The organism is Leptospira venezuelensis, assembly GCF_002150035.1.
In the GTDB taxonomy this organism is placed as follows: Bacteria; Spirochaetota; Leptospiria; order Leptospirales; family Leptospiraceae; genus Leptospira_B; species Leptospira_B venezuelensis.
The window spans coordinates 840,926-865,183 of sequence record NZ_NETS01000011.1 but is presented as its reverse complement, the minus strand read 5'-3'; the positions used below and the strand labels follow the sequence as shown (position 1 = coordinate 865,183).

Sequence of the window (24,258 nt, the reverse complement as noted above, 5' to 3'; positions counted from 1 at the left end):
AAGGGGAAGGCTTAAGTCAACGGAAATTAGACTCAATCCGGGCGGAGAAAATCATATGCCTGGCTTCCACAAGAAAATGATAAAACTTTCGGTGTTAGGCAACTCAAGAGTAAAGGATGTTTTGCCTTGTACTGTTCCACTAAAATTTGGGTAGTGTGCTCTTTTGCGAGATTGGCCGCCCAATCATGATAGCTGATCGGCATTCCTGGTAAAACAGTTTTTAGGCTTCTATGACTATCAGACGCATCTTTATTTAGGCATGCATGGGTTGCGAACATGTAATTTCCTTCCAGGCCTTCTTCTGCATCGAAACAATTTCCTGCTTCTTCCGTATGTTCTATGATTGGAAGAAGATTATAAAAACCTGTTTGGATCTCTTTCATACTTAAAAAAATCCATGGGTGTTCTATTGGAGCAAGTATGCTCACCATAGGATAATTCTCCGCCCAATTTGAGTGAGAATAAAAATCCTGAGCGATATGTAGAGCCATTCCCAATTTGATTAACCCGGTGATTTGGGTCGGATCTCTATAAGAGTCGTCTTTTAAAGTACGGAAACGATCTGCGCATCCAAGTATATTATCATTATCGCAATGATATGCATCGTTGTTCATAAAAGCTGAATCTGCTCTCAAATTTCCCTGGACCATTAGCTCCATACAGTCTGCTCTCAGTTCCCAGCCAGTTTTATCTGCGAATTCGAGAAAGGCCTCTTGGGTAATGCTCACATGAGTATGTGGGCCCTTCTTCCCGAAAGCTCTTAAAGGAGAAAGTGACGCCAGATAATATGCGGAGAATACAATTACTAAGAATTTTAAAAAAACAAAGTTGGTTTTACTGCTCATATATGTAATCAAGCAATTACATATATGAGACCTGGGATTTTTACCAAGTAATCAAATAATTACATAATGCAGGAGAAAATGTTAAATTCTTCTCCAGACATAGGTCGAGACCGAAGTCTATAGACTATATTCTATATTTATAATGTATAATTTGGAAGATGTATTGTGTGACTTGAGGATCAGGAGCCGTTCTTTCTCCAGTCCAAAATTCCATTGGATTCGAAATATTCCAAATCTTGGACATCATCTAAGTCAGATAATATAGGAAGAAGTCCTACTTGTTTTCTGGCCCACTGCAGTTTTTCTAAACTTCTGGCAAAAACAGTTTCAGTGCTCCATTCTATGCCGTGAAAAAGTTCGGGAGTATCCGACTTGAGTCCTACCAGATAATAACCTCCATCTTTCGCAGGTCCTAAAACTACATCTTTATGATCTATAATTTGAAATGCTTCTTTTAGATGTAATAGATCTAATTCAGGGCAATCACTTCCTATGAGTATCGCTGGACCGGAACCGTTTTGAAAACAATACAAGAAAGCATTTCTCATCTTCTCTCCTAGATCTTTTCCTTCTTGTTTGCGAATGAGTAGTGGAGAATGTCCCCAACTTCCCAGATCGGATGGATTCGGAAGATAAGAATCAAACCATAACACCTTAGGAATATCTAAGTCTTTGCAAACAGCTCTGGTTTTTTCAACCAAGGCCTGATAGACTTCCAGTGCAGCTTCTTCTCCGATGTCTTTTGCTAAACGTGTCTTAACTTTTCCCGGGACAGGATTTTTCAGAAATATATTCAAGATGGGACCTTTCATTATTGTCTCCGGGACGATTTGATTTTAAAACATCTATTCCTTGGGGGATGTTTTTTCCAAGGAATTACCTAAATAAAGCTATCCATTGATAGAAGGATTTAATAATTAGAACAAGCTCTTTAAAATCAAAGCAATTTGAAAAAAATCAAATCTCAAATGTTCATTATTCTATAAGGAGATTACTTATGATCTTAAACCTAAAAAGAGGAATCTTACTCATTAGCTTAGGGATCATCCTGACTGGGTTAGTTGGGACCGCCTGTGCACCGGGAGGAAAGGACCCATTCATTCCTCTGTTTAATTTTGGATACCAATTGGAAAAAAGCAAAACTGGATTTTTTATCATCGTTCCAAGAGGAATTGCACAGTGAAGTTACAAAATCGTCGTTCTATTCTTCCTAAAGTCGTTCTGGCTTTATTGGTTTTTTTCGGGATCACTGCGAGTTTTCAATTTAACTCGAGTTTTAAAAAGGAAAAAAATCATATTCCATTTTCTTTAAATGTTTCCCTACTCAGACCATTGCATGCAAGTGCAGACCAATGGGGCTTCGTAAGAGGATCTGCTTCCTGGGCTCGTGGAAATTCACTTTTCATGGACGATGTGATCGGTTCTATTCAGGCGAACCCTGGACTGATCTTATTAGCTAGTGGAGTTAATGGTCTTTCCCAAGATGGTTTCTCTACTACTTCCGGAACTAATTTTACGATCTCTATCAAACTTGGTGGATCCTTCATGGCTTCTTCGACTGCTTATACAGGACAGAAAGAATTTTCTAATTATTTAGAATTGAAAAATGTAGGAACTACAACAACTGCAGATATCGCATTACAATTTTATTGGGACGACAACCCGAGAGATTCTCAACAAGATGGCGCATTAGTTAAATATCGTTTGCAAATGTTAAATCCTTCTCAAGACGGTGGATCTTCTGCAGATATAGAAAGTTATGTGTATTCTCCTGATGTAACTGATCCTTTCTATTCAACTAATTACCCGAATCAAGGTTTAGTACAAGTGTATTCTTGGGATGAGAAATTGAATAACGATAACGAAATTTCTCTGCATGCTCGTCGCGGTAGAGTAATCTTGGAAGAAATGGACGATCGTACTGTTTTCTGTTTCAAAGCAATTGTTCGTGTGGATGCGACTGCAAATCTAGTTCCTGGCAATCCGAATGCAGGTCTTTGCCTGGGAAATACTAATGCTGAATATTATAAACTTGCGTACAGCCAAAAACTAACCGGTAACCTGGAAGTAACTGCTAAATCTGGATGGGAAGAAGGAGCAATTACTCCTGGTGATGGCACATTATGCGGTCTTACCTCTTTAAATTACGGATTATTTAATGTGAACGGATTTGTAAAAGACATGGTTGCATCTGCTAATATTCCTTCAAGTTATGTTCAATCTAATCGAGTAGATGGACTTTATCTGAGGATTGGAGATTCAGGCAAATCTGGAAATACTGGCGATAATAACAGTGTTTATTGGGACGATACAAGACAAAACACGATAGATACTCTGGATATCGGTTTCGAATCTTCTCCTCCGCCATTCAATTGAAGTAATAAAAAAGTTTTTCAATTTGCTCCTTAAGAACCCCCGAATCTCGGGGGTTTTTTAATCATACAAACTTACATAGCGACGAGTCCTGACAAGCTTTGGAAATGCTTTGCTGTAGCGAACTAGTCCGCTTCTTGCTCAAAAATTTCTGGATTTTCCAGTTTAGAGAGAATGCTTTCCTCAGGAAATTGGCGGAAGATTTTAGAATTGGATCGTTTGTCTGGGAAATTCGTATAAAGAATATCTAATGAATGTCTGTTTCCACCGTAAATCCCTCTGTGGATCAAATGAGCAGAGAACACTAACAGATCGCCTGGATTCTGAGGTACAAGCACTCCATCGGGCAAATCCTCATAATTTTTATGACCGTTTTTCTCCATACGGATCTCGTATTCTTGCTCATTATCCCATCGGATATGAGAACCAGGAATAAATTCCAAACCTGGATCCGGATAGAGTGGAATCCTGAAATGGAATACCTTTGTTTGCTTTAAGATATTCTTTTGTTCTTCTTCTGAGACTCCCAGATATTGCAGATCTCTATGCCAATAATTCTTTTTCCGCGAAGATGTAGGATTAAAGAATAATTGTGTATTTAGGAAGTATACCTTCTCTTGTATTAAACTTTTTGCAAGTTCTACAAGCTTAATATGAGAAATAAAATGAAATAGAGTAAGTCTATCCGATTCGTTTGTGCAAAAATCAGGACTGGTTAAGTAAGCGCTATTTACTGAGCTTTCATCCGGAAATCTGATCTTCCATTTTGAATTTGCATCCAGGAGAATGTTTCTTAGATTTTCTAGTTCTTCCGCTCTGAAAAAATTTGAATAAAGAAAATAACCGTTTTGTAAAATGGATTCGTTTCCAGCTAAAACGGCTTTGTTAGGATTCATTTAATAAAACTTCTCCGCATGCAATGAAAAATTCCAAGCGGAGAAGTGAAGGATAGGAGTGATTATGCGGCTTTGCTTTGGATCTCTTTTACAGGATCAATATCTTTCCATTCTGCAAATAAATGTCTCTGAGAAAGAAACCATGCGAGCGAAAGTGCACCGAATCCTGCTACGATAAACGCTGTCCCTGTAGAAACTCCTAAAAGAAAAGCAGTTCCTACCAAGAGTCCAATTCTGATCGGCTCCAGATACAAGGTCCAACGTTTTAGATCTAAAATTCCTCCCACTGTCGTTAAGGAGAAGATACTAAAGAAGAAGATCGTGTATAAAAGCCCAGTAGGAATAGAATGTATTTTTACAAGCATTGAGAATGTTCCAACCAACGTGAGAACAAACCAGGTTACTGCATATGCGGTTAAACTCTTGGAAAGAGTTACATCATATTTTTTGAATGTTTTCTCATCTACTTCAGGAATAGGATATTGTCCTCCCTGATCCTGAGGTCTCCATCCAGGCATAGCAACGAATGCTTTGATCTTATCCGACCAACGAGGGCTTTGTTTTGCTTGTTCCCACATTTCTACCCAGTAATGAACATTTGCCCATAATGGATTAAAGCTACGAAGAGGTTTTACTGTTCCGTAAACAGGAGTTTCTTCTTCTGCTTGGAAAGTTCCGAACCATTTGTCAAAAACGATCAATGTTCCGCCATGGTTTCTATCAATATATTTAGGGTTGATACCATGGTGAACTCTGTGGTGAGAAGGAGTGTTGAATACTGCCTCGAACCATTTCGGGAATTTATCTACCGCTTTTGTATGGATCCAGAATTGATAGATCAAATTTAATTGTCCGTTCAGAACCATTACGATGGGAGAAAATCCTATAATCGCTAAAGGAATATAGAAGATCCAAGTAAATAATCCATGAAAGCTTGCTTGGCGTAATGCAACAGTGAGATTATATTCTTCACTTTGATGATGGACCACATGTCCTGCCCAAAGGAAATTAACCTCATGGCTCAATCGATGCAGCCAATAATAAGCTAGATCATAGAGTACGAAACAACTGACCCAAACTGCTATAACAATTCCCCATGCCCAGGTAGAAGCGGAAAGTCCCAATACTTCAGAAGAAGGCATCCAAGAAACTGGTTCACTTGGCCAAGAAGGAAGATTGAATATTTTCCAATTCTCATAAACCCAAAGATAGGCGAAGAATGTAATCGTCTTAAAAATGATTCCGAAAATTTGGCTAGCGATCCCAGCACTGAGATCGTTAATAGAATCGTTCAGACGATAAAGTTTTCTTTTATGATACCAGGAGAATGCGAGCTCTAACCCGATCAGCAAAAAGAAAAATGGAATTGCGATTGTGATGAGATTTATTTTTTCCATAATACAAGCCGGTAACCTCTATCATTCCTCGTTCAGCAACTAGGTCAATCTAAAACTAAAACGAACTCCAAATCGAAAATTCTTTACCTATCAATTGTGTGAAAAAAACTAACTCGTTCGTGGTATGCAGGTTGACTAAATCGGAAACGATGTCGTAGTTCCTACCTTATGGCAGAATCTAAATGGATGATCTATGGAGCGAACGGTTACACAGGAGAACTGATCGCAAGAAGAGCAGTGTCTCGTGGTTTAAAACCTGTGCTTGCAGGAAGAAGCAGAGGCAAAATTGAAGAGTTAGCAAACGAACTCCGTTTAGAATATAAAATTTTCGATTTAAATAATTCGAACGAGGTCGGTTCGAATATTCAGGGATTCCAACTCGTTCTACATTGTGCGGGACCTTTCATCCAAACTTCTGTTCCGATGGCAAAGGCGTGCATTTCTAAAAAAGTACATTATCTGGATATCACCGGCGAAATCCCGGTATATGAATCTCTCCAAGCTTTAGGGGAAGAAGCTAAAGAAGCGGGAGTTCTTCTTCTTCCCGGTGTGGGTTTTGATATTGTTCCTACGGATTGTCTGGCTTCTTCTTTAAAAGAATCACTTTCAAAGCCTAAGTTTTTGGAACTTGCATTTGTAGGACTGAGCGAGGTTTCTCCGGGCACAATGAAAAGTGCGCTCGCTCAATTGCCTTACGGTTCCAAGATCAGAAGGGACGGACAGATGGTTGGAGTTCCCCATCTGAGTAGAACTAGAGAAGTGATCGCCGGTGGGAAAACCTACAGAGTGTATGGAATTCCTTGGGGAGATGTTTTCACTGCTTATATTTCTACCGGTATCCCGAATATTGATGTATATACGGATATTCCTTCTGGCCAAGTGAATGCGTTACGCTATTTTAAACCGATCATCTCATTATTAAAAATTCCTTTTATATTAAAAGGAGTCCAGGCATTGGTAGGAAAAACAATAAAAGGTCCCGGAGAAAGAACAAGGACACTAGTCAAAACAACCGTATGGGGCGAAGTTCGATCGGAAGATGGAAAAAAAATCACCAAAGTTTTAGAATGTAAAGAAGGATACGAATTTACGGTGGAATCTTCTCTTGCTGCAGTCGCCAAGGTTCTTTCAGGAAAAGGGGGGAAAGGATTTAAGACCCCAAGTCTTGCATTTGGTTCCGAATTCGTTTTAGAAATTCCTGGATCTAAATGGAAAGATATTCCAAATTGAATAGGTATCTCTTCCTTTTAGTTTAGAATTTATTCTTTACATTCTTCTTCGTACTTTTAAATTACAAAGCGATCTATCATGTCTTATTTTCGTCCGTTCGTATTTTTACTTTTTATAATATTCACTATTTCTTGCACGTCCATCAAAGTGCATATTCCTAAAACTCTTTCGGGTGCTCATGAAATCCAAGAGCATTGGATGGAGATAAAGTCAGGTGCTCCGGATTACGATTCTAAGGATCCAGATATCGAAGTCGAATTTCCAAATGAGGATCCTTCTCGCTTCGTATATTACGAGGACGGATTCACTTCCTGGACAGGTTGGGGAAAGGATTATGAGAATTTATATGGACCAATTTCAAAACTGATCCGAAAGGAATTGAACGATCATAAAGATGAATATCCTGGAAAACATAAGATCGTCATCCAAAAGTTCAGATTGGAATCCATAGATCATTGGACTTATAATCAAGTGAATGTAGAGATGGAGGCGGACATTGTCTCATCTGGAAAAACCTGGCATTATCAATTTAAGGATGGGATAGAATCCGGAGTCACTGATTTTATGGCGACTCTTGCAACACTTCCGATTCTACTGGGATGGATTATTCATCTTCCTTATATGGGTCATAGAGGGAATAGGGAAGATCAAGTAAACCAAATGGGCAGAGTTGCCCTTTTGGATTTTATGGATGAGATCAAAAAACACTCTATAGATCCGAAACAACAGCTCAACAAAAAAGGAAGAAAGTAAGTAAGATGAAACAGAAAATTCTAATATTCTTGCTTGCATGTTCTTCTTTTCAGTCCTGCTATTATTCTACAGAAAAACGATACACAGTGGCTCAGCCATTTCGGCCGAATGAGGAAATGTACTTTGATGAGAAAAATCCTCAATTCGAAGAAGGAGAGCCTTATTCGGTCATAGACTTTATAGGAAGTTGGATCTGGATAGAAAGTTTATTTGCAAAGGTCATGATCTGGGATCGAAGGATACAGAATCACAAACTTTCTTTTGAAACAAAAAAGTATCTTATGGATTATATGAGAGATAATAATCTGAAAGATGTTAAAGTGCGTTTCAACCAATATGCTCCTTTAGATGATTTCAAAAGACTCTGGGATTCTAAATCGGTAAATCCACTATTAAAATGGACCGTAGGTTTATTTGCCTATGTGGTGAATGATGTGCTCTTAGTAGGCCGTATATTTGGCGGGGACCATTATAATCCATATTCTAATACGATCCATGTGTATTCTGATATTCCTGCAGTAGTAATACATGAAGGAGGTCACTCCAAAGATTTTGCGCAAAGAGAATATCGTTCTTTATACGCGTTAGGCTATGCAGTTCCTATCCTTGGGGCCTTCTACCCTGAAGCTAGAGCTTCGGATGATGCGATCAGATATTTTAGATATCGCTGCGATAAAACAGAAGAAATGACCGCATATCGCACATTATATCCTGCTTACGGTTCTTACGTGGGAGGAGGGATCTCCGATTTACTTCCAACTTCTCCTTATACACTTTTATATTCTTATTCCATTCTAGCGGTCGCTGCTAGCACGGGTCATGTGGTTGGTTACGTTCGCCAAAAACAAGTGGAGAAGGAATGGATCCCGAAAGAGTGTATGATCGCTGCGGAGTTAGAGAAGAAGTAGGGGGGGGAGATAGTCGGGTTCACTTCCGATATTTCCCTTTAAAATAAATGCTTTTCAGTTCCCCGATATCAATCTCAGGTCGATAGTAATTAACATCTTCGCGTTCAGGATGACCATCCCTTAAAATCATATACTTAGCTACCAATCTCTTTAATTGGTATAAGACTTTCTCATTATTTAAATTGCCACCATACTTTGTGTTTATGATGTCCTTTATATAGTCTATTTCAGTCCAATAATCATGTTTTGCATTATATTTTCCGACCACCTCATTAATTAACATGGATGGAGAAGAGTAGTAGTATCGCAAGGATGAATACGGAGAACCTTTTAAAACCGAAATTATCGCATTTCGTAAGAATCTTACGGCTAGAAAAATGCTCCTTTTGTCATCTAATATCTCATCAGTTTGCACTTGCATTATTCCGGTAGAATGAATCGGAAGCTTGAGATATTTCAGTAGAGTTTCTAATTTTCTAAATAAAAATGGTCGATTAAAATTTTCATAAATCATAATCGATATGATTTCAAGAAAAACTATTTCCCCTTTGGATTTAACTATATATTCCCCCCATTTATTCGAAAAATTCTGATATCTTTTCAGAATATATTTTGTTTTCCGTCTATCCAAATCCTCCGGGCTAACGGAAATCTTATTTAATAAATTATAAGTAAATATGATAATAATAATCCAAAGCTCATTAATTAGATTTGTTGGGTCCGGTAGAATTTTCGTTGAATTTGCTAAGTAATTTTCATCTAGAAAGTTTGTTATAGCGATTATCCCCACATAAGTAATAATCTGCCTAATCCAATTTACTACCAGTATCCTTTGATATATTACGATTGCAGCGATTCTTAAGCCAATATAGTAATAGTTAACATACGCAATATTTCTATTCAAATAATCGTATGACGTATATGATAGTGCGACCGAATAGCCAACCAATAATAATATTGGAGTTAAAACCCTATAGACAATATTGAACGCAGGAGCGTTGTCTATAGGCAAAGAAACACTGACTCGCTCATAACCCGTCGTAACAATTTTTTCCCCTATGTTATTAACGATGAGGAAGCTAACCATGGAAAGGAATAAGAATGCAATGTGTTCGTGCAGATACATTTTTAATAAAATTTCGCCTAACGTTACCCATTGGCGAAAGTTCGTCAAGTCAGCTTAATCACGTTGCATATCCGAACATTCGCCAAGCCGTTCCCCACCCACCGCATATCCGAAATTGCGCCAAACCGCACTCCCGCACCCGCAACAAATTTCACCCCCAACTCCCTCAAAACCACTCTACATCCTTCACCCATCAGTTTCCCCGCTTTCCCCCAAAAATCAGATTCCTTCCCATACACTTAGATTAATATTTTGTTAAAATGTTCAATATTTGAACATTGATAAATAATCGGTATAAAAAATAAGCTAGTAATTTAATTTCTGCTTGTTTATTGGGAGCTAAATTAGTCTCCTTCAGATAGATGGGGGGAGAATTCTATGCTCCTGACAAATTACCAAACGGATTCCTTTTACGACGAAATGTTCTTTGAAGAGGGGGGGATTCGCCAGAGTTATCATATCTTAAAATCCAGGATCGAAGGCATGGACGATAAGGAGCTTTTGAAACGGAAAGCTTCTGCAGAGAAAGCGCTTCTTTCCTTGGGCATTACCTTTAATGTTTATGGAGATGAGGAAGAAGAAGAGAGGATCATGCCTTTCGATATCATTCCTCGGATCGTAACTTCTTTCGAATGGAAAAAAATGGAAGAAGGTCTTAAGCAAAGGATCCGTGCTCTAAATCTTTTTATCCAAGACATATATGGAGATGAGAAGATCATCAAAGACGGAATTATTCCTGGAGAGATCGTTTATAGCAGTTCCGGTTATTTAAAAGAATGTAAAGGGATCAAACCTCCTAAAGGAATTTGGATCCATATTACAGGAACGGATCTTGTGCGCGACGGAGATGGGCAAATGTTGGTCCTTGAGGATAATCTTCGTTGTCCTTCCGGTGTTTCTTATGTATTAGAAAATCGTGAAGTAATGAAAAAAACCTTCCCTGAACTTTTTGCGAGTCTTTCAGTTAGGCCTATTTATGATTATCCGATCAGACTTCGGGGAATGTTGGAACATCTTTCCGATAAGCCTAATCCGAATATCGGAGTATTAACTCCTGGTATCTATAACTCAGCATATTACGAACATAGCTTTCTTGCATCTCGTATGGGAGTTCCTTTGGTAGAAGGTACAGATCTTACTGTTAGAGATGATAAATTGTATATGAGAACCACCAAAGGTTTGAAACAGGTGGATGTTCTCTACAGAAGGATCGACGATACATTTATGGATCCTAAAGCTTTCCGTAAAGATTCTCTTTTGGGTGTTCCTGGTATATTTGAGGTATTCAAAAAAGGTAATGTTGCACTTGCGAATGCTCCTGGTACGGGAGTTGCCGATGATAAGGTGATCTATTCTTATGTTCCTGATTTTATTAAGTATTATCTGGGAGAGGAACCGATTATTCCAAATGTTCCTACATATCTATGTTCCAGGGAGAAGGACCTAAAATATGTCTGTGAAAATATTGGAAACCTGGTTGTAAAAGCAGCTAACGGTGCAGGTGGATATGGTATGATCATAGGACCTGTTGCGAGCGAAAAAGAAAAAGAGGAATTCGTAGAAAAAGTAAAAGCGGACCCTCGTAACTATATCGCTCAACCTGTTTTGAGTTTATCCAGGATCCCAACATTGATTGAAGATAAGTTAGAAGGAAGACATGTGGATCTAAGACCTTTTATCTTATACGGAGAAGAGATTTATGTTATGCCCGGTGGTTTGACTAGAGTTGCTTTGAGAAGAGGTTCCTTAGTTGTGAATTCTTCCCAAGGTGGCGGCTCTAAAGATACTTGGGTAATGGGTTAATATTAAAAAAGAAGAAGAACTGGCAATCAGGGGAATATCCCAAGCGGAACCGAAAAACATCATAAAACTAGAGAGGTTTCCTAATGCTAAGCCGAGTCGCTGAATCCGTATACTGGATGAATCGTTATATGGAAAGGGCCGAGAATTATTCACGCTTTTTGGATGTGAATTTTCAACTTTCCTTAGATCTAAATGAGGACTCCAACAGACAATGGATGCCTTTGGTGTATACCACCGGAGACAATGAATTATTTTCTAGAAAGTATAATTCTCCAAGCAAAGAAAATGTGATCCACTTCATGAGTTTGGATACTGAAAATCCGAATTCGATTATGAATTGTTTGATCCGGGCCAGAGAGAATGCTCGGACCGTTCGAGAGAATATTTCCACTCCAATGTGGGAAGTGATCAACGAATTTTATCTAACAATCAAATCCAAAAAAAAATTCGAAGAATCTGATATGCCAGGGATTGCTGAATTTTTCAAGGCGATCCGTAATCAGTGTTTATTATTCTACGGTTGCCAAGAAGCCACAATCTCTCATGACGAAGTTTGGCATTTCGCATTGCTTGGAAGATTATTAGAAAGAGCAGATAAAACCACACGTATCTTAGATATGAAATATTTTATACTTCTTCCTGCTAGAGAAGAAGCTGGATCTACTTTGGATTTGATCCAATGGCTTTCTCTTTTGAAATCTGCAAGTGCTCATGAGATGTTTAATCGTTTTTATACCAGGATCACTCCTAAGAATATAGCCGAGTTCTTAATCTTAGATAAAATTTTTCCAAGAGCGATACGCTTTTGTCTTTCTAAAACCTTCGATAGTTTGAAAATTTTAAGCGGAACAGAGAAGGACAGTTACGGGGACGAAACGGAGAAGAGGGTAGGTGTCCTACTTTCTGAAATGAATTACGCCTCGATAGACGAAATTTTTTCTTCCGGAATGCATGAGTATTTGGATCAACTTCAAGTGAGATTAAATGGGATCGCTGCTCAATTGGATGAAACCTATTTTAGGAATTGATCATGTCCTTACTCGTATCTCTTACTCACGAAACTTCTTACGAATATGATAGGCCGGTGGCTTTATCTCCTCATATTATCCGATTGAGGCCAGCACCTCATTCCAGGACAAGGATTGTTTCTTATTCACTATTAGTAGAACCTTCTGATCAATTTTTAAATTGGCAGCAGGATCCTTTTGGAAATTACCAGGCAAGGTTAGTATTTCCTAAGAAGACTGAAAAATTAAAAATACTCGTGGATCTGGTTGCAGAGATACAAGTTATTAATCCATTCGATTTTTTTCTGGAGCCAGATGCAGAGGAGACTCCGTTTATTTATTCGGATGCATTGAGAAAGGAACTTCTTCCTTATTTAAGCGCTACCGATGGAAGTAATGCACTCGCTAATTATATTTCAGGTTTAAGAAAGGACGGAATATTAAAACCAAAACGAACCGTCGATTTTTTAGTTGGATTGAATCAAAGAGTATACCAGGACATTTCGTATGTGATCCGAATGGAACCGGGTGTTCAAACTTGCACCGAAACTTTAGAAAGAAGATCCGGTTCTTGCAGAGACTCTGCATTTTTGCTCGTTCAAATTTTAAGACATATCGGCCTCGCATCCAGATTTGTTTCCGGTTATTTGATCCAATTGAAACCGGACGAAGTCTCAATCCACGGACCTTCCGGAGCTAAGGAAGATTTTACTGATCTTCATGCTTGGGCGGAGGTGTTCCTACCAGGTGCAGGTTGGGTCGGTCTTGATCCAACTTCAGGATTGTTTGCAGGAGAAGGTCATATCCCTTTAGCAGCCGTTCCTGAACCAGGAAGTGCTTCTCCTGTATTCGGATATTCTGATCCTGCTGAATCCAAATTTGGATTTAGGATGGAAGTAAAACGTTTTCAGGAATCTCCTCGCGTTACTAAACCTTATACGGATCCAACCTGGGATAGAGTTTTAAAACTAGGAAAAGATTTAGATGCTAAATGCAAGAAAAATGATATTCGTGTTTCTATTGGTGGGGAACCAACTTTTATTTCGGATACTTCCAGACAAGATCCTCAATGGAATACTCTGGCTCTTGGAAAAGAAAAACTAGAGTTAGGAGAAAATCTTCTTACTAGCCTTCGTAAAAAATTTTCACCCGGTTCTTTGGTCCAGGTGACACAAGGCAAATGGTATCCTGGAGAACCTTTGCCTCGTTGGTCCTTAAATGTTTTTTGGAGAAAGGACGGAGATTCCTTATGGAAAAGCGAAGGATTGCTCTCTTCTTCCGTTGAAAAAGAAAAACAGGATTTCGATCTGGACCTAAAGTCTTCTGAGAAATTAGGAGAAGAAATTTGTAAAACCTTGGGAATTTCTCCCAAACATATGGTTCCTTTATACGAGGACGGATTCTACTATTTGTGGAAGGAAGGTCAACTTCCAGAATGGAAGGACTCTAAGAGTGAAGATTTTAATTCAGAGGATTTTTCTTTTGAGGCTTTGGAAAGGAAGAAGGTTCTTTCCTTGGTCGATAGAGATTTCAAACTCAAAAAAGCGATCGCGATTCCATTACAATTTAATTATACAAAATCAGAATGGGAAAGTTCCGAGTGGAAATACAAAAGAGAAAGATTATATCTGATCCCGGGGGACAGCCCTGCCGGTTTTAGGCTGCCTTTTTCTTCTATCTCTGAAAATTTCAGACCGAATGCAGTTCTCACGGATCTATCCAAGAGTAAAAAATTAAGTTCAAGAAAGGATCTGGATTCAGTTTTAGGAAAAAGATCTTCTAAAGAATCTAAATTTTTTCCAGAAGGAAAAGATCTTCCTATCAGAACTACTTTAGTCATTGAGCCGAGACTAGGTTCTATTCATATATTTTTACCTCCGGTAGAAGGTTTGGAACCTTGGTTGGATCTGATCTCTTCTTTGGAATTCGCCTCTGAAAAGTCTGGAGTTCAGATCGTTTTAGAAGGTTATGAACCTCCTTCTGATACAAGGTTAGGCCTATTTAGGATAACTCCTGATCCAGGTGTTTTAGAAGTGAATTTACACCCTTCTTCTAATTTTAAAGAGCTAGAAGAAAAGACTCGTATCTTATACGAAGAGGCAAAGATACTCGGCCTAAGTGCAGAAAAATTTCTGATAGATGGGAGACATACCGGAACAGGAGGAGGGAATCATATCACAGTTGGTGCAATGTCTCCGGAAGACAGTCCGTTCCTTCGAAGACCGGACCTTCTACGTAGCTTAGTGAGTTATTGGCAACATCATCCTTCTCTTTCTTATCTTTTTTCCGGTTTGTTTATTGGGCCAACTTCTCAGGCTCCTCGTTTGGACGAAGGCAGAGATGAAATATTATACGAATATGAATTAGCTTCTTCTCAATTAGATAAAATTAAAGAACACCATCCTTGGCTTGTGGATCGTCTTTTTAGAAATCTTCTTGTGGATCTAACGGGGAATACTCATAGAGCTGAAATTTCTATAGATAAACTTTATCCTCCCATGGGTCCTCGTTTAGGTCTCGTGGAGTTAAGAGGATTCGAGATGCCTCCACATTATAAGATGAGCGTTGTGCAGCAACTTTTGGTTTTATCTTTGATCTGCAGATTTTGGGAAAAACCTTATGTTCAACCTCCGATTCATTGGGGAACTGAACTACATGATCGTTTTCTCCTTCCTCATTTTGTTTGGGCCGATTTTAAAGATGTTCTGAGAGATTTAAAAGAACATGGATTTGCATTCCAAGAAGAGGAGTTCCTTCCATTTTTTGAATTTCGTTTTCCTGTATATGGTAAGACCCAAAGAGAAGAAGTATTCTTAGAACTTAGAATGGCATTGGAGCCATGGAATGTTTTAGGAGAAGAGTCTTCCTCTTTCGGAACTTCTAGATCTGTAGATTCAGCTTTGGAAAGATTGCAAGTAAAGTTAGAAGGTTGGAGCGATCGTTATCTTCTTAGTTGCAACGGTTATGAAGTTCCTCTTCGCGGCACTGGAAAAAAAGGAGAAGCAGTTTCAGGAATTCGATTCAAGGCTTGGAATCCTGTGTTTACTTTACATCCGAATCTTCCGGTTCACACTCCATTGGTGTTTGATGTTTGGGACACTTGGTCTTCTCGTCCTTTAGGAGGTTGTCGTTATTATGTTTCCCATCCAGGTGGAAGGGCTTACGATACTTTCCCTGTGAATTCTTATGAAGCTGAGTCTAGGAGGATCTCCAGATTTTTAGCGGACGGTCATTCCGCATTAGATGGTTCCGAACCTAAACGATTAAAGCATACGAACGCTTATACAATGGATCTCCGTTGGATTGAATAATTAGTATTTATCAAACTCAGTTTGTGAGAACAGATCTCAAAAACAGTTGCAACCAGTTCTAGAAAAATAATTCTGATTCTCAAGATAAAGAACCCAGTTTCGAGGGAACTATGCGACAAAACAATTCTGTTAAAAGCGGACGATTCGGCAGGTTTTTCCGAATAAAAAAGCTGATCCTTACCGCTTGGATCATTCTAAGTATCTTCTTACTTTCTATTCTAATTTCTTGTTCACATAAAAACTCCGCATCAGGTGCGGCGAATGCGAATGGATATCTCTATCAGATGTTCAATTCATTCGATCCTAGATCTCTTTTGCAGAATTTAGGAAATAATATAATTCCCCCGCTATTTGTGAATTTAGAAGCGAGTAGGGTTGCACTTGTAAACGCAACAAATGATCTTTGCGCCTCTGATTCTTTAGGTACCGCGCAAGCTGCATGGATTGCTCATAAATCCGATCTGAAAAAAGTAGAACCTTTTCGTTTTGGATCTACACTCGCTTATTTTACTCGGATGGATCCGTTCTTAATTAATTATCTAATAGAATCGTCGCCTAATGCAACTGAGCTAGATGATTTAGATTCATTTACCATCGGAGATCTTTCGGAGGCACAACAAGCAATAGGCCAGATGAAAAATAAAGCCAAAGGTATTAGTGCGATTGAATACATGTTATTTAGTAGACCGGGAGTGAACAGAGGGACTGCACCAAGTTGTTCCGATTTTCCTTCTGCTCCGGATGGAAGAGCAGCACTCTTAAGAGCATTGGTTTTAGAATATAGTGGGCATACATTTAACGTGACTGCAGCTTGGGACGTTGGTGACACAAATCCTTTGGGCACTCAGCTTGCAACTGCAGGAAACGGAACTTCTGCTACATTTACAAGTTCTGGTGCTGCATTAGATGCTATTTTATCTTCTACAATTCAACTTTTAAGTATCATGAAGGATGGAAAACTGGAAATTCCGGAAGGTCTTTCTGGAGGAGGAAATGGTTCTTCTCCTAAATCGGATCGCGCAGAGTCCAGATTTTCAGGAGAATCTTTTCAGAATGTAATAGATAATTTTAGTACTTTTAAAGCGATCTATACTGGTAACGGAACAGGTGCGGGTCTTTCAGATTACGTAAAATTTTATAGCCCCGACTTGGATGAGGAGATTAAGGGAGAGATTGCAGAATTAGATGAACACCTCGCTGATATTACTCCTTCTACCTCGAATCCACCCGCTGCATGGGGAAGTTCTAATTCTGCGAATTTTGCCGCTATTAAATCTAGTATTGCTGACCTAAGTGAATTATTAAAAATTCTGAATACTGAACTCGCTGCTCTTACAGGTTCGAGTCCAGTTTCAGGTGGACCAGGAGGGGACGGAGATTGATGTTCCGAAAACGATTCCGTTCTTCTCTTATTTTATGTATTTTAATTTTTTCTAATTCTTCCCTTTTCTCCCAGCCAAATGGAAATGCTGGGACAAATGGAACTTCTTCAGAGACTGAACAGGAAGATCCTTCCAAGAAGGAAACATCCAAACAAGAAGAAACCATTGCGGAAAAGAAAAGAAGATTTTTAGAAAGCGGTCAGATCAATGTGATCGGCGCTAAAGATGATGATATTAAAAAGATCCCCGGTTCCGCGAATGTGATCGGTAAAAAGATCTTAAAAGAAACAAATCCAATTGATTCCATGGAAGCTCTGCGTAGGGTTCCAGGGGCTACTATCCGTTACCAGGACGCAGTTGGTCTTACTCCGAATATCGCATTCAGAGGTGTGAGTAACGAAGAGTCTAGAAAAACTTTGATCTTAGAAGATGGGGTTTTCACTTCTTTGAGTCCTTATGGACAGCCTGAAAGTTATTTTGTACCCCATATAGACAGAATGGAACGAGTAGAAGTTGTGAAAGGTTCAGGCTCTATTCTTTTCGGACCAACAACTCTGGGTGGTATTGTAAACTATGTGACCCGCAAACCTCCTGAAAAACCTACATTCAGTGCAAAGGTGATCGGAGGAATGAATGGTTATGCTTCCAGTCTTTTGCAATATGGTGGAACGAACCAAACTACAAATACTGGTTATGATATTTCATATATGCGTAACCAAGGAAATGGTTTTAGGGATTACCAAGGTTTTAGAGTAAACGATTTGAACTTAAAGTTGATCCAGAAATTAGGGGAGAAGGATTCAGTTTTTCTAAAATACCAGTCCTACCAACAAGAAGCTCAGTCTACGTATTTGGGATTAACTCAAGGTTTATATTGGAGAAATCCAAAGATCAATCCTGCCAGATACGACCAGAAATCCATCGATAGACAGGCTGCGGTTATAGGTCACGATCACACTTTTAATGAAAATTGGAAGATGATCACAAGAGCGTATTGGACCAATGTTGGCTTCTTATTTCGTCAAGAATCATATTCTTATAATAATCTGACTGAATTCGGTTTTCCTGCAAGGCCTCCTGAGAATGCATTTGGCGTCTATGCTCCTGATGTTATAGGTAATCAACCTGGGGATGTGATTTACATGTTAAATTCCACTCCCAACAGACATTCCTTCTTTAAGACAGGTGGTCTGGAGACCAAAGTAGAAGGTAAGTTTAATACATTTGGTCTGGATCATGAGATCGCTTTTGGCGCGAGAATGCATTATGAATCCGTAAATGCTGCAAATAACGTATTTCCTTATCCGACTCTTACGAAAGGTCTTACTACCCAACAACAGAATCGTAATGCAAGAGCTTATGCTCTGTATGTCCAGGATTCTATCAAGTTGACAGACAAGTTTAAAGTGATCCCTGGCGTTCGTTACGAACATATTTTCCAAGGTGTTTATACTCATAGAAGGCTTGCAACTTTAGATGATGTTACCAAGGGAAACGCGAATTCTGTAGGTCAATCCATCTTAGTAAATGATGCAAATGAGACTTATACAAAGGTAGTTTTACCTGGTATTGGTCTTACCTTTGACATAACAGAAAAGTTTATCTGGTTTGCAGGTGCACATACTGCATTCTCTCCTCCTACATTCTCCACGGTTCAAAACCCTGCATTAGGTTTAGGTTATAAGCTCAGCGCTGAAAGATCCAATAACTATGAAACAGGATTTAGAGGAAATATTACGCGCTACTTCTACACACAGGTCAGCACATATGCATTATATTTTTCGAATCAAATTGTAAATACAAACGAGGCTGGCTCCGGATTAGGTGCAGTTCCGATCAATGCTGGAAGATCCGTTAACAGAGGTGTAGAAAGTAATTTTGTTTTCGATTTCGGGAAATTTGCTGAATCCAAATGGGAGGTTCCTCTCGAATTTACTTATTCTTATACGAAAGCGATCTCTACAACTTACGTTCCTGTTGGCACAATACAGAATGCAGATGGGACTGTAAGTATCACCAACCAACCTTTGTATGCAGTTAATTCCGCTGGGAACTTGATAAAGGTAAACACGAACGGAAACTATCTACCTTACGTTCCGATGAATGTTTTTATAGGTGCGATCGGAGTGAAAAGCCCATATGGATTTTATGCCAGAGTGGAGTATCAGTATTTTGATAAACAATATTCTGATTTGCAGAATACTAAAAACCAAAGTACGGATGGAAGCCAAGGTGTTGTGCCCGCATACGGAATTTGGAATGCTGATTTTGGATACGAAGCTCCTGGGGGAAGATGGTCCATCTTCGTAAACGGAAAAAATTTGGAAGATAGGGTGTATATCTCGGGAAGACTTCCAGTGGGGATCCAACAAGGGCCATACAGACAAATCAATATTGGGGCTACTTTAAAGCTGGATTAAATTCCGACGGGAGATGAAAATGTCTCACGGAAGATGAATCAGAGAACTTCCCAAGCAGCAAATCTTCTCTCCGGATATAAACCTGCTCCAGGAGTCTATGACGAGCTATGCCTCCCTGACGGAAAGTCCAGGGATAAATACGAATTTTTACTTCGTTCTCTTAATAATCTGGGTGGTGCCGAATTAAGAAGACGCAAAGAAGATAGTCTCCGTATCTTAAAAGAAAGCGGAGTAACGTATAATGTTTACGGAGACGAGAGAGAAAGAGTCTGGGGACTGGATCTTTTTCCTCTTCTCATGGATAGCAAAGAATGGGATGGGATCGAAAGAGGTCTTGCCCAAAGATCCGAGCTACTTAATGAAATCCTAAAGGACGTTTACGGTCCTAAAAGATCCTTATACGAAAAAAAAATCCCTCATGAAGTTCTATTCCAATCCGGCGGATTTTTAAGAGCCTGTGCTCCGGTTTATGATTTTACGAATTTCCGTTTGGCATTCTTGGCCACAGACATTAGCCGCGATAGCCAAGGTAATTTTTATGTAATAGGGGATAGAGTCCAGGCTCCTTCCGGTTCGGGATATGCTTTAGAAAATCGTATTGTTCTTTCTCGTATTTTTCCTTCTCTTTACAGAGACTCTCAGGTCCATAGAGTAGCATTATACTTCAGAGCTTTAAGAAGAACTCTAAATTCATTTTCTTCTAATAAAGATAGAGAACCACTTACTATTCTGCTTACGCCAGGCCCAGGAAACGAAACTTATTTCGAGCATGCTTATCTTGCGGGATATCTAGGATATACTTTAGCTCAGGCGGAAGACCTAACGGTTAGAGATAATAAGGTCTTTTTAAAAACGATAGAAGGTTTGCAACAAGTAGATGTGATCTTTCGTCGGGTAGACGATTGGTATATGGATCCTCTCGAATTAAAGGGAGATTCTCTTTTGGGAGTTCCTGGTATTTTAGGAGCAGTGAGAGCGGGTACCGTCACTGTTGCAAATCCAATTGGCTCTGGATTTTTAGAGAATCGAGCAATTCACGCATATCTTGCTAATTTATGTAAATTTTATTTGGGAGAGGATTTGATCCTTCCGAATGTTCCCACTCTTTGGATGGGAGATGAAAGTTCTCGCAAAGAAGTATTCTCTAATCCTAATAATTATACGATTAAACCTGCAATTCGTTCTCCTTTAGATACTTCCGTTTTCCTTTCTACTTTGAATGAAAAGGAAATGTTAGAACTAAAAACAAGGGTAGCAACAAGACCGGAACGTTATGTTGCACAGGAAATACTCCCGGGTTCTACATCTCCAATCTTTTCAGGAGACTCGGAAGAGTTACTAATAGGTAAGTCCGTTTTACGAACTTTTACCTGTCTATCTGAGAATGGATATACCTGTATGCCCGGAGGACTCGTTCGAGTCTCTCCTAAGGCAGACGAACTTATCATTACAAACCAACGAGGAGCTATTTCAAAGGACCTTTGGATTTTAGCTTCTGAAGAGAAGAAGGAGTTTAGTCTTCTCCCTGGACAGATCGGAAGGATGCCTATCAAAAGAAAGGGTTCCGGTATTCCGAGCAGGGTCGCAGACAATATGTTCTGGATGGGACGTTATGCGGAACGTGCAGAGAATATGTCCAGGCTTCTTAGAGAAACAGTGCATAAGATTTTAGAAGCAGAAGAATCTTATGAAAAAGAACAATTTTCGATATTACTCGGAATCTTGGACCAGCTTTCAGGGTATAGTCTTGGATTTTTCGAAACAAACGGATTGGACTCTTTGGATTCTATCCGGGAAAAAATATTTCAATTGGCGACTTCTCCTTATTCTTCCGGAAGTATTCGCCACGATCTGAACTTTTTTGTGGGAAGTACAAAGGCAGTTCGAGATAGGATTTCCGACGATACACGTTACTTAATTTCCAGATTAGAATCGGAGGCACCTCGAAATTCAAGTTATGATGAAGTGTTGGAATACCTACAAAAATTAGTGAACCTGTTTGCATCTCTCTCCGGTCTTGCAAATGAAAGTATGAGCCGAGAAACAGGATTTTTCTTCCTGGATATGGGAAAAAGGTTGGAGAGAGCACAGTTCATAGCAAGGCTCTTACTCTCCACAATAGAAAGATCTTCTGTGTATAATAAAAGTATGTTCGAAAGTCTTTTGAATGTGAACGATATCCGGATCACTTACAGAAGACGTTATAAATATAGAGTAGAAGCTGAATCAGTCGTAGACATTCTGATCTTCGACGAAAGTAACCCTCGCTCTCTTGCTTTCCAATTAGAAAGATTAAGAGAGAATACACTATTCTCTTCTACAGGAAAAGACGAAGAAATCTCAGAAGAGATCCAAAGACTCACTGACGTTCTCGTTAGGTTTAGCGAAGAAGATGCAAAACGTATTTTCGAATACGCAGATCCTGCCGGTGGACTTCGCAGATGGTTAGAAGATATTCTCGGACAATTAAAGTCTGTCTCTGACGCAGTTGCCGCCAAATACTTCCGCTATGTGGAAAACCAAGTTAGATTGGGAGGACCTTATGGCTGAGTATTCAGTTCGTCATCTTACTCATTATACGTATGAAAAGGAAGTTTCACATTGTTTGAATCTGGCTCATCTTTGTCCTACATCCAATGAAAGACAGATCTGCAGAGAGTTTAGGATAGAAATTTCCCCTAAACCTAAATATACTGAATTCAGAACTGATTATTTCGGGAACACTGTATATTCTTTCGCAGTAGAAACTCCTCATAATATTCTATCTGTAACTGCAGAAGCAAAAGTTTTTACTTCTGAGTTAGAAAAGAAGAAAGATCGAACTATGATCTCTACTTCTGAAATATTAAATAAATTGAAAACCGTTACGGAAAAAGAAGATCTGGAAGCGATGGAATTTGCAGGAGATTCTTCTTTTGTAACCCGTTCCGTTTCGTATAAGAATTTTTTAGAAAAATATCTGCCTATGGATCGTCCTTATCTCGAATCCGTTTTGGAATATGTAAAAAGATTTAGAGAAGATTTTAAATTTAAAGCAGGAAGTACGAATATCTATACTCCTCTGGATGAGGTCTTGGAGAAAAAAGAAGGTGTATGTCAGGATTTCACTCATCTTTCCTTGGCTGCTTTTCGTTCTTTGGGCCTGCCCTGCAAATATGTTTCAGGTTATATAGAAACTTATCCTCCTCCTGGAAAACCTAAATTAAGGGGAAGCGATGCAACTCACGCTTGGATTTCTGTCTACTGCCCAGGAGAAGGTTGGTTCGATTTTGATCCTACAAACGGAAAAGCAATTACAGATGAATACATTCATACTTCTGTAGGTAGGGATTTTTCGGATGTATCTCCTTTAAAAGGAATTCTATTTGGAGGAGGGAAACATAAATTAAAGGTGGAAGTGGATGTTTCTCGGTTAGGAGATCCGAACGCGATCGGAAATCATATTTGAGTTTATTCTAAGATTTTAAAGTAGAGATTCCAACATACTGGGTTGTGTTGGAATGAAAAAGGCCCTCCCGAAGGAGGGCAATGGATCAGGTACTGGGAATAATATCAGACCGGTGCAAGGTCTCCAGAAACGAATCTTTTCCAAGTGTTCAATGCCACTTTGTATTCCGATTCTGCTTCTTTAACGGCCTTTCTGCCAGCTTCTTCTTTCGCAGATTTCAGATTAATCATTCTTGCTTGGCTTTCCTGAACGGAATTGCGCAGAACTTCTAATCTTTCTTCGAATCCTTGGCTTAATGTTTGGGATTTAGCTTCTAGTTTGTTACGTAGAGCCTTTTCTTCCATTACCATTTTTTTACGCAGGATCTGCTCTTCTGGGATAGTCTTTCTATCAGTTGCTAAACCGAAGAATGCGAAAGTATTGATCAACCATTTGGTTGGATCGTAATCGAACCAACGAATACCGTTTCTGTAATCAGCTTGGAACTCATGGTGAAAGTTATGATATCCTTCGCCAAAAGTGAATAAAGCGATGATCCAATTGTCCTTAGCAGTATGTTTATCAGAGAAAGGTTGGTCTCCCTTATAATGTGCTAATGAATTGATGAAGAATGTCATGTGGTGGTTCACTGCAATTCTTAAAGAACCTGCTAATAATAGTCCACCTAATGCATCTCCCCAAAGAGCGCAAAGAAGAGTAGGGAATAAAAATCCCATGAAGATAGCGATCGGATAATAATGATCGTCTTGGAATTTTACCCATTTGTCTTCGTAAAGATCGTTCACATTAACAGGAGTTCTATGGTCTCTATTCTCGAATAACCAAAGAATATGAGCATACCAGAATCCTTTTGTAATTGCATAAGGATCTTCTTCCTTATCTACAAATCTGTGGTGAATTCTATGGTCAGAACTCCATTCAATCACTGATTGTTGGAATGCAGCAGCTCCGAAAAGAAGATAAAAAAGTTTTACCGGCAATGAGGCTTTATAAGCTCTATGCGAAAACAAACGGTGGTATCCCCCGGTGATCGCAAGCCCTGTAGCTGCGGTCATAAATAGATACACAAGCCATGTGTTTAATGGAATACCTCTAGTAAATAATAAGGCACCCGTCCCAATGACCCCGATGATCGGAGTCGCTATTAAGAAGATTGTGGTCTTCAACGCTAATTTCTTTTTCGTTTGTTCCATGTCGGCTTTCCCGTCTTGGTTTTTCTGATAAGAGCAGAATCAAGGGCCCAGGTTGCGAAAAAATTCAGAAATTTAGAATTTTTCCCTGAGGCTCCGATCCAGCTCAAAAATCTGTTTTTTCCTGAGGAGTTCCTACTATCATGGGATTCCGGGCAATGTCCGAGGG

18 protein-coding genes are annotated in these 24,258 nt (G+C 39.2%); 12 read left to right on the top strand and 6 right to left on the bottom strand.

Translation table 11 applies throughout. The features are described from left to right. Window positions 1-32 precede the first annotated feature (32 nt). Both B1C82_RS20140 and B1C82_RS20135 read right to left on the bottom strand, forming a co-directional pair. Window positions 33-845 carry a hypothetical protein gene (locus tag B1C82_RS20140; protein WP_086449309.1) on the bottom strand — a complete coding sequence of 271 codons (813 nt, stop codon included), beginning with the start codon at window positions 843-845 and terminating at the stop codon, window positions 33-35. Window positions 846-1,024: 179 nt separating this feature from the next. After that, on the bottom strand, window positions 1,025-1,657 hold the full coding sequence (locus B1C82_RS20135) for a TIGR04282 family arsenosugar biosynthesis glycosyltransferase (protein WP_086449308.1): 633 nt from the start codon (window positions 1,655-1,657) through the stop codon (window positions 1,025-1,027). A 185-nt stretch (window positions 1,658-1,842) separates the two neighbouring features. Here B1C82_RS20135 and B1C82_RS20130 point away from each other — a divergent pair, with 185 nt between their 5' ends. Both B1C82_RS20130 and B1C82_RS20125 read left to right on the top strand, forming a co-directional pair. Further along, a complete protein-coding gene (locus B1C82_RS20130) occupies window positions 1,843-2,028 on the top strand; it encodes a hypothetical protein (RefSeq protein WP_020770936.1) in 186 nt (61 codons plus the stop codon). After that, window positions 2,025-3,221, top strand: coding sequence for an LIC_12337 family protein (locus B1C82_RS20125; RefSeq protein WP_086449307.1), 1,197 nt, complete (start codon window positions 2,025-2,027; stop codon window positions 3,219-3,221). The genes B1C82_RS20130 and B1C82_RS20125 overlap by 4 nt, the downstream gene beginning before the upstream one ends. A gap of 122 nt (window positions 3,222-3,343) precedes the next feature. Here the strand turns inward: B1C82_RS20125 and B1C82_RS20120 are convergent, their stop codons facing one another. Both B1C82_RS20120 and B1C82_RS20115 read right to left on the bottom strand, forming a co-directional pair. Further along, a complete protein-coding gene (locus tag B1C82_RS20120; protein WP_086449306.1) occupies window positions 3,344-4,114 on the bottom strand; it encodes a phytanoyl-CoA dioxygenase family protein in 771 nt (256 codons plus the stop codon). Window positions 4,115-4,176: 62 nt separating this feature from the next. Beyond that, a complete protein-coding gene (locus tag B1C82_RS20115; protein WP_086449305.1) occupies window positions 4,177-5,511 on the bottom strand; it encodes a sterol desaturase family protein in 1,335 nt (444 codons plus the stop codon). Window positions 5,512-5,679: 168 nt separating this feature from the next. Between B1C82_RS20115 and B1C82_RS20110 the strand changes: the two genes are divergently transcribed. From B1C82_RS20110 to B1C82_RS20100, 3 genes are all read left to right on the top strand, one after another. Next, on the top strand, window positions 5,680-6,741 hold the full coding sequence (locus tag B1C82_RS20110) for a saccharopine dehydrogenase family protein (protein WP_086449304.1): 1,062 nt from the start codon (window positions 5,680-5,682) through the stop codon (window positions 6,739-6,741). Between the two features lie 78 nt (window positions 6,742-6,819). Continuing rightward, the gene (locus tag B1C82_RS20105) at window positions 6,820-7,494 is read left to right on the top strand and encodes a hypothetical protein (protein ID WP_234008337.1); all 675 of its coding nucleotides are present in this window, start codon (window positions 6,820-6,822) and stop codon (window positions 7,492-7,494) included. Between the two features lie 5 nt (window positions 7,495-7,499). Beyond that, entirely contained in the window at window positions 7,500-8,402 is a 903-nt protein-coding gene (locus B1C82_RS20100) for a hypothetical protein (protein WP_199775780.1), read from the top strand. Window positions 8,403-8,421: 19 nt separating this feature from the next. On the opposite strand, the gene B1C82_RS20095 is transcribed toward B1C82_RS20100, so the two are convergent. Further along, window positions 8,422-9,528: a hypothetical protein gene (locus tag B1C82_RS20095; RefSeq protein ID WP_157894152.1), complete on the bottom strand. Its 1,107-nt coding sequence runs from the start codon at window positions 9,526-9,528 to the stop codon at window positions 8,422-8,424. Window positions 9,529-9,906: 378 nt separating this feature from the next. Here B1C82_RS20095 and B1C82_RS20085 point away from each other — a divergent pair, with 378 nt between their 5' ends. The 7 genes from B1C82_RS20085 (at window position 9,907) to B1C82_RS20055 (ending at window position 22,899) form a co-directional block, all read left to right on the top strand. Beyond that, complete coding sequence (locus B1C82_RS20085; protein WP_086449301.1) at window positions 9,907-11,331, top strand: circularly permuted type 2 ATP-grasp protein; 1,425 nt, start codon at window positions 9,907-9,909, stop codon at window positions 11,329-11,331. Between the two features lie 83 nt (window positions 11,332-11,414). Further along, window positions 11,415-12,359 (top strand): alpha-E domain-containing protein, encoded by a 945-nt coding sequence (locus tag B1C82_RS20080; protein ID WP_086449300.1) that lies wholly within the window; start codon window positions 11,415-11,417, stop codon window positions 12,357-12,359. A gap of 2 nt (window positions 12,360-12,361) precedes the next feature. After that, window positions 12,362-15,649 (top strand): transglutaminase family protein, encoded by a 3,288-nt coding sequence (locus B1C82_RS20075; protein WP_086449299.1) that lies wholly within the window; start codon window positions 12,362-12,364, stop codon window positions 15,647-15,649. Window positions 15,650-15,759: 110 nt separating this feature from the next. After that, the gene (locus tag B1C82_RS20070; RefSeq protein WP_086449298.1) at window positions 15,760-17,031 is read left to right on the top strand and encodes an imelysin family protein; all 1,272 of its coding nucleotides are present in this window, start codon (window positions 15,760-15,762) and stop codon (window positions 17,029-17,031) included. Then, on the top strand, window positions 17,031-19,451 hold the full coding sequence (locus B1C82_RS20065; protein ID WP_086449297.1) for a TonB-dependent receptor family protein: 2,421 nt from the start codon (window positions 17,031-17,033) through the stop codon (window positions 19,449-19,451). Before B1C82_RS20070 ends, B1C82_RS20065 begins: the two co-directional genes overlap by 1 nt. 33 nt (window positions 19,452-19,484) lie before the next feature. Next, window positions 19,485-22,001, top strand: coding sequence for a circularly permuted type 2 ATP-grasp protein (locus B1C82_RS20060; RefSeq protein WP_086449296.1), 2,517 nt, complete (start codon window positions 19,485-19,487; stop codon window positions 21,999-22,001). Next, window positions 21,994-22,899, top strand: a complete 906-nt coding sequence (locus B1C82_RS20055) for a transglutaminase family protein (RefSeq protein ID WP_086449295.1) — start codon at window positions 21,994-21,996, stop codon at window positions 22,897-22,899. Before B1C82_RS20060 ends, B1C82_RS20055 begins: the two co-directional genes overlap by 8 nt. Window positions 22,900-23,003: 104 nt before the next feature. On the opposite strand, the gene B1C82_RS20050 is transcribed toward B1C82_RS20055, so the two are convergent. After that, on the bottom strand, window positions 23,004-24,092 hold the full coding sequence (locus B1C82_RS20050; protein WP_086449294.1) for an acyl-CoA desaturase: 1,089 nt from the start codon (window positions 24,090-24,092) through the stop codon (window positions 23,004-23,006). Between the last annotated feature and the right edge of the window lie 166 nt (window positions 24,093-24,258).

Excerpts from the sequence above, each read along its gene's own strand:
- B1C82_RS20140 (WP_086449309.1), bottom strand. The coding sequence starts at position 845 with ATGAGCAGTAAAACCAACTTTGTTTTTTTAAAATTCTTAGTAATTGTA.
- B1C82_RS20135 (WP_086449308.1), bottom strand. The coding sequence starts at position 1,657 with ATGAAAGGTCCCATCTTGAATATATTTCTGAAAAATCCTGTCCCGGGA.
- B1C82_RS20130 (WP_020770936.1), top strand. The coding sequence starts at position 1,843 with ATGATCTTAAACCTAAAAAGAGGAATCTTACTCATTAGCTTAGGGATC.
- B1C82_RS20120 (WP_086449306.1), bottom strand. The coding sequence starts at position 4,114 with ATGAATCCTAACAAAGCCGTTTTAGCTGGAAACGAATCCATTTTACAA.
- B1C82_RS20115 (WP_086449305.1), bottom strand. The coding sequence starts at position 5,511 with ATGGAAAAAATAAATCTCATCACAATCGCAATTCCATTTTTCTTTTTG.
- B1C82_RS20110 (WP_086449304.1), top strand. The coding sequence starts at position 5,680 with ATGGCAGAATCTAAATGGATGATCTATGGAGCGAACGGTTACACAGGA.
- B1C82_RS20105 (WP_234008337.1), top strand. The coding sequence starts at position 6,820 with ATGTCTTATTTTCGTCCGTTCGTATTTTTACTTTTTATAATATTCACT.
- B1C82_RS20100 (WP_199775780.1), top strand. The coding sequence starts at position 7,500 with ATGAAACAGAAAATTCTAATATTCTTGCTTGCATGTTCTTCTTTTCAG.
- B1C82_RS20095 (WP_157894152.1), bottom strand. The coding sequence starts at position 9,528 with ATGTATCTGCACGAACACATTGCATTCTTATTCCTTTCCATGGTTAGC.
- B1C82_RS20085 (WP_086449301.1), top strand. The coding sequence starts at position 9,907 with ATGCTCCTGACAAATTACCAAACGGATTCCTTTTACGACGAAATGTTC.
- B1C82_RS20080 (WP_086449300.1), top strand. The coding sequence starts at position 11,415 with ATGCTAAGCCGAGTCGCTGAATCCGTATACTGGATGAATCGTTATATG.
- B1C82_RS20075 (WP_086449299.1), top strand. The coding sequence starts at position 12,362 with ATGTCCTTACTCGTATCTCTTACTCACGAAACTTCTTACGAATATGAT.
- B1C82_RS20070 (WP_086449298.1), top strand. The coding sequence starts at position 15,760 with ATGCGACAAAACAATTCTGTTAAAAGCGGACGATTCGGCAGGTTTTTC.
- B1C82_RS20065 (WP_086449297.1), top strand. The coding sequence starts at position 17,031 with ATGTTCCGAAAACGATTCCGTTCTTCTCTTATTTTATGTATTTTAATT.
- B1C82_RS20060 (WP_086449296.1), top strand. The coding sequence starts at position 19,485 with ATGAATCAGAGAACTTCCCAAGCAGCAAATCTTCTCTCCGGATATAAA.
- B1C82_RS20055 (WP_086449295.1), top strand. The coding sequence starts at position 21,994 with ATGGCTGAGTATTCAGTTCGTCATCTTACTCATTATACGTATGAAAAG.
- B1C82_RS20050 (WP_086449294.1), bottom strand. The coding sequence starts at position 24,092 with ATGGAACAAACGAAAAAGAAATTAGCGTTGAAGACCACAATCTTCTTA.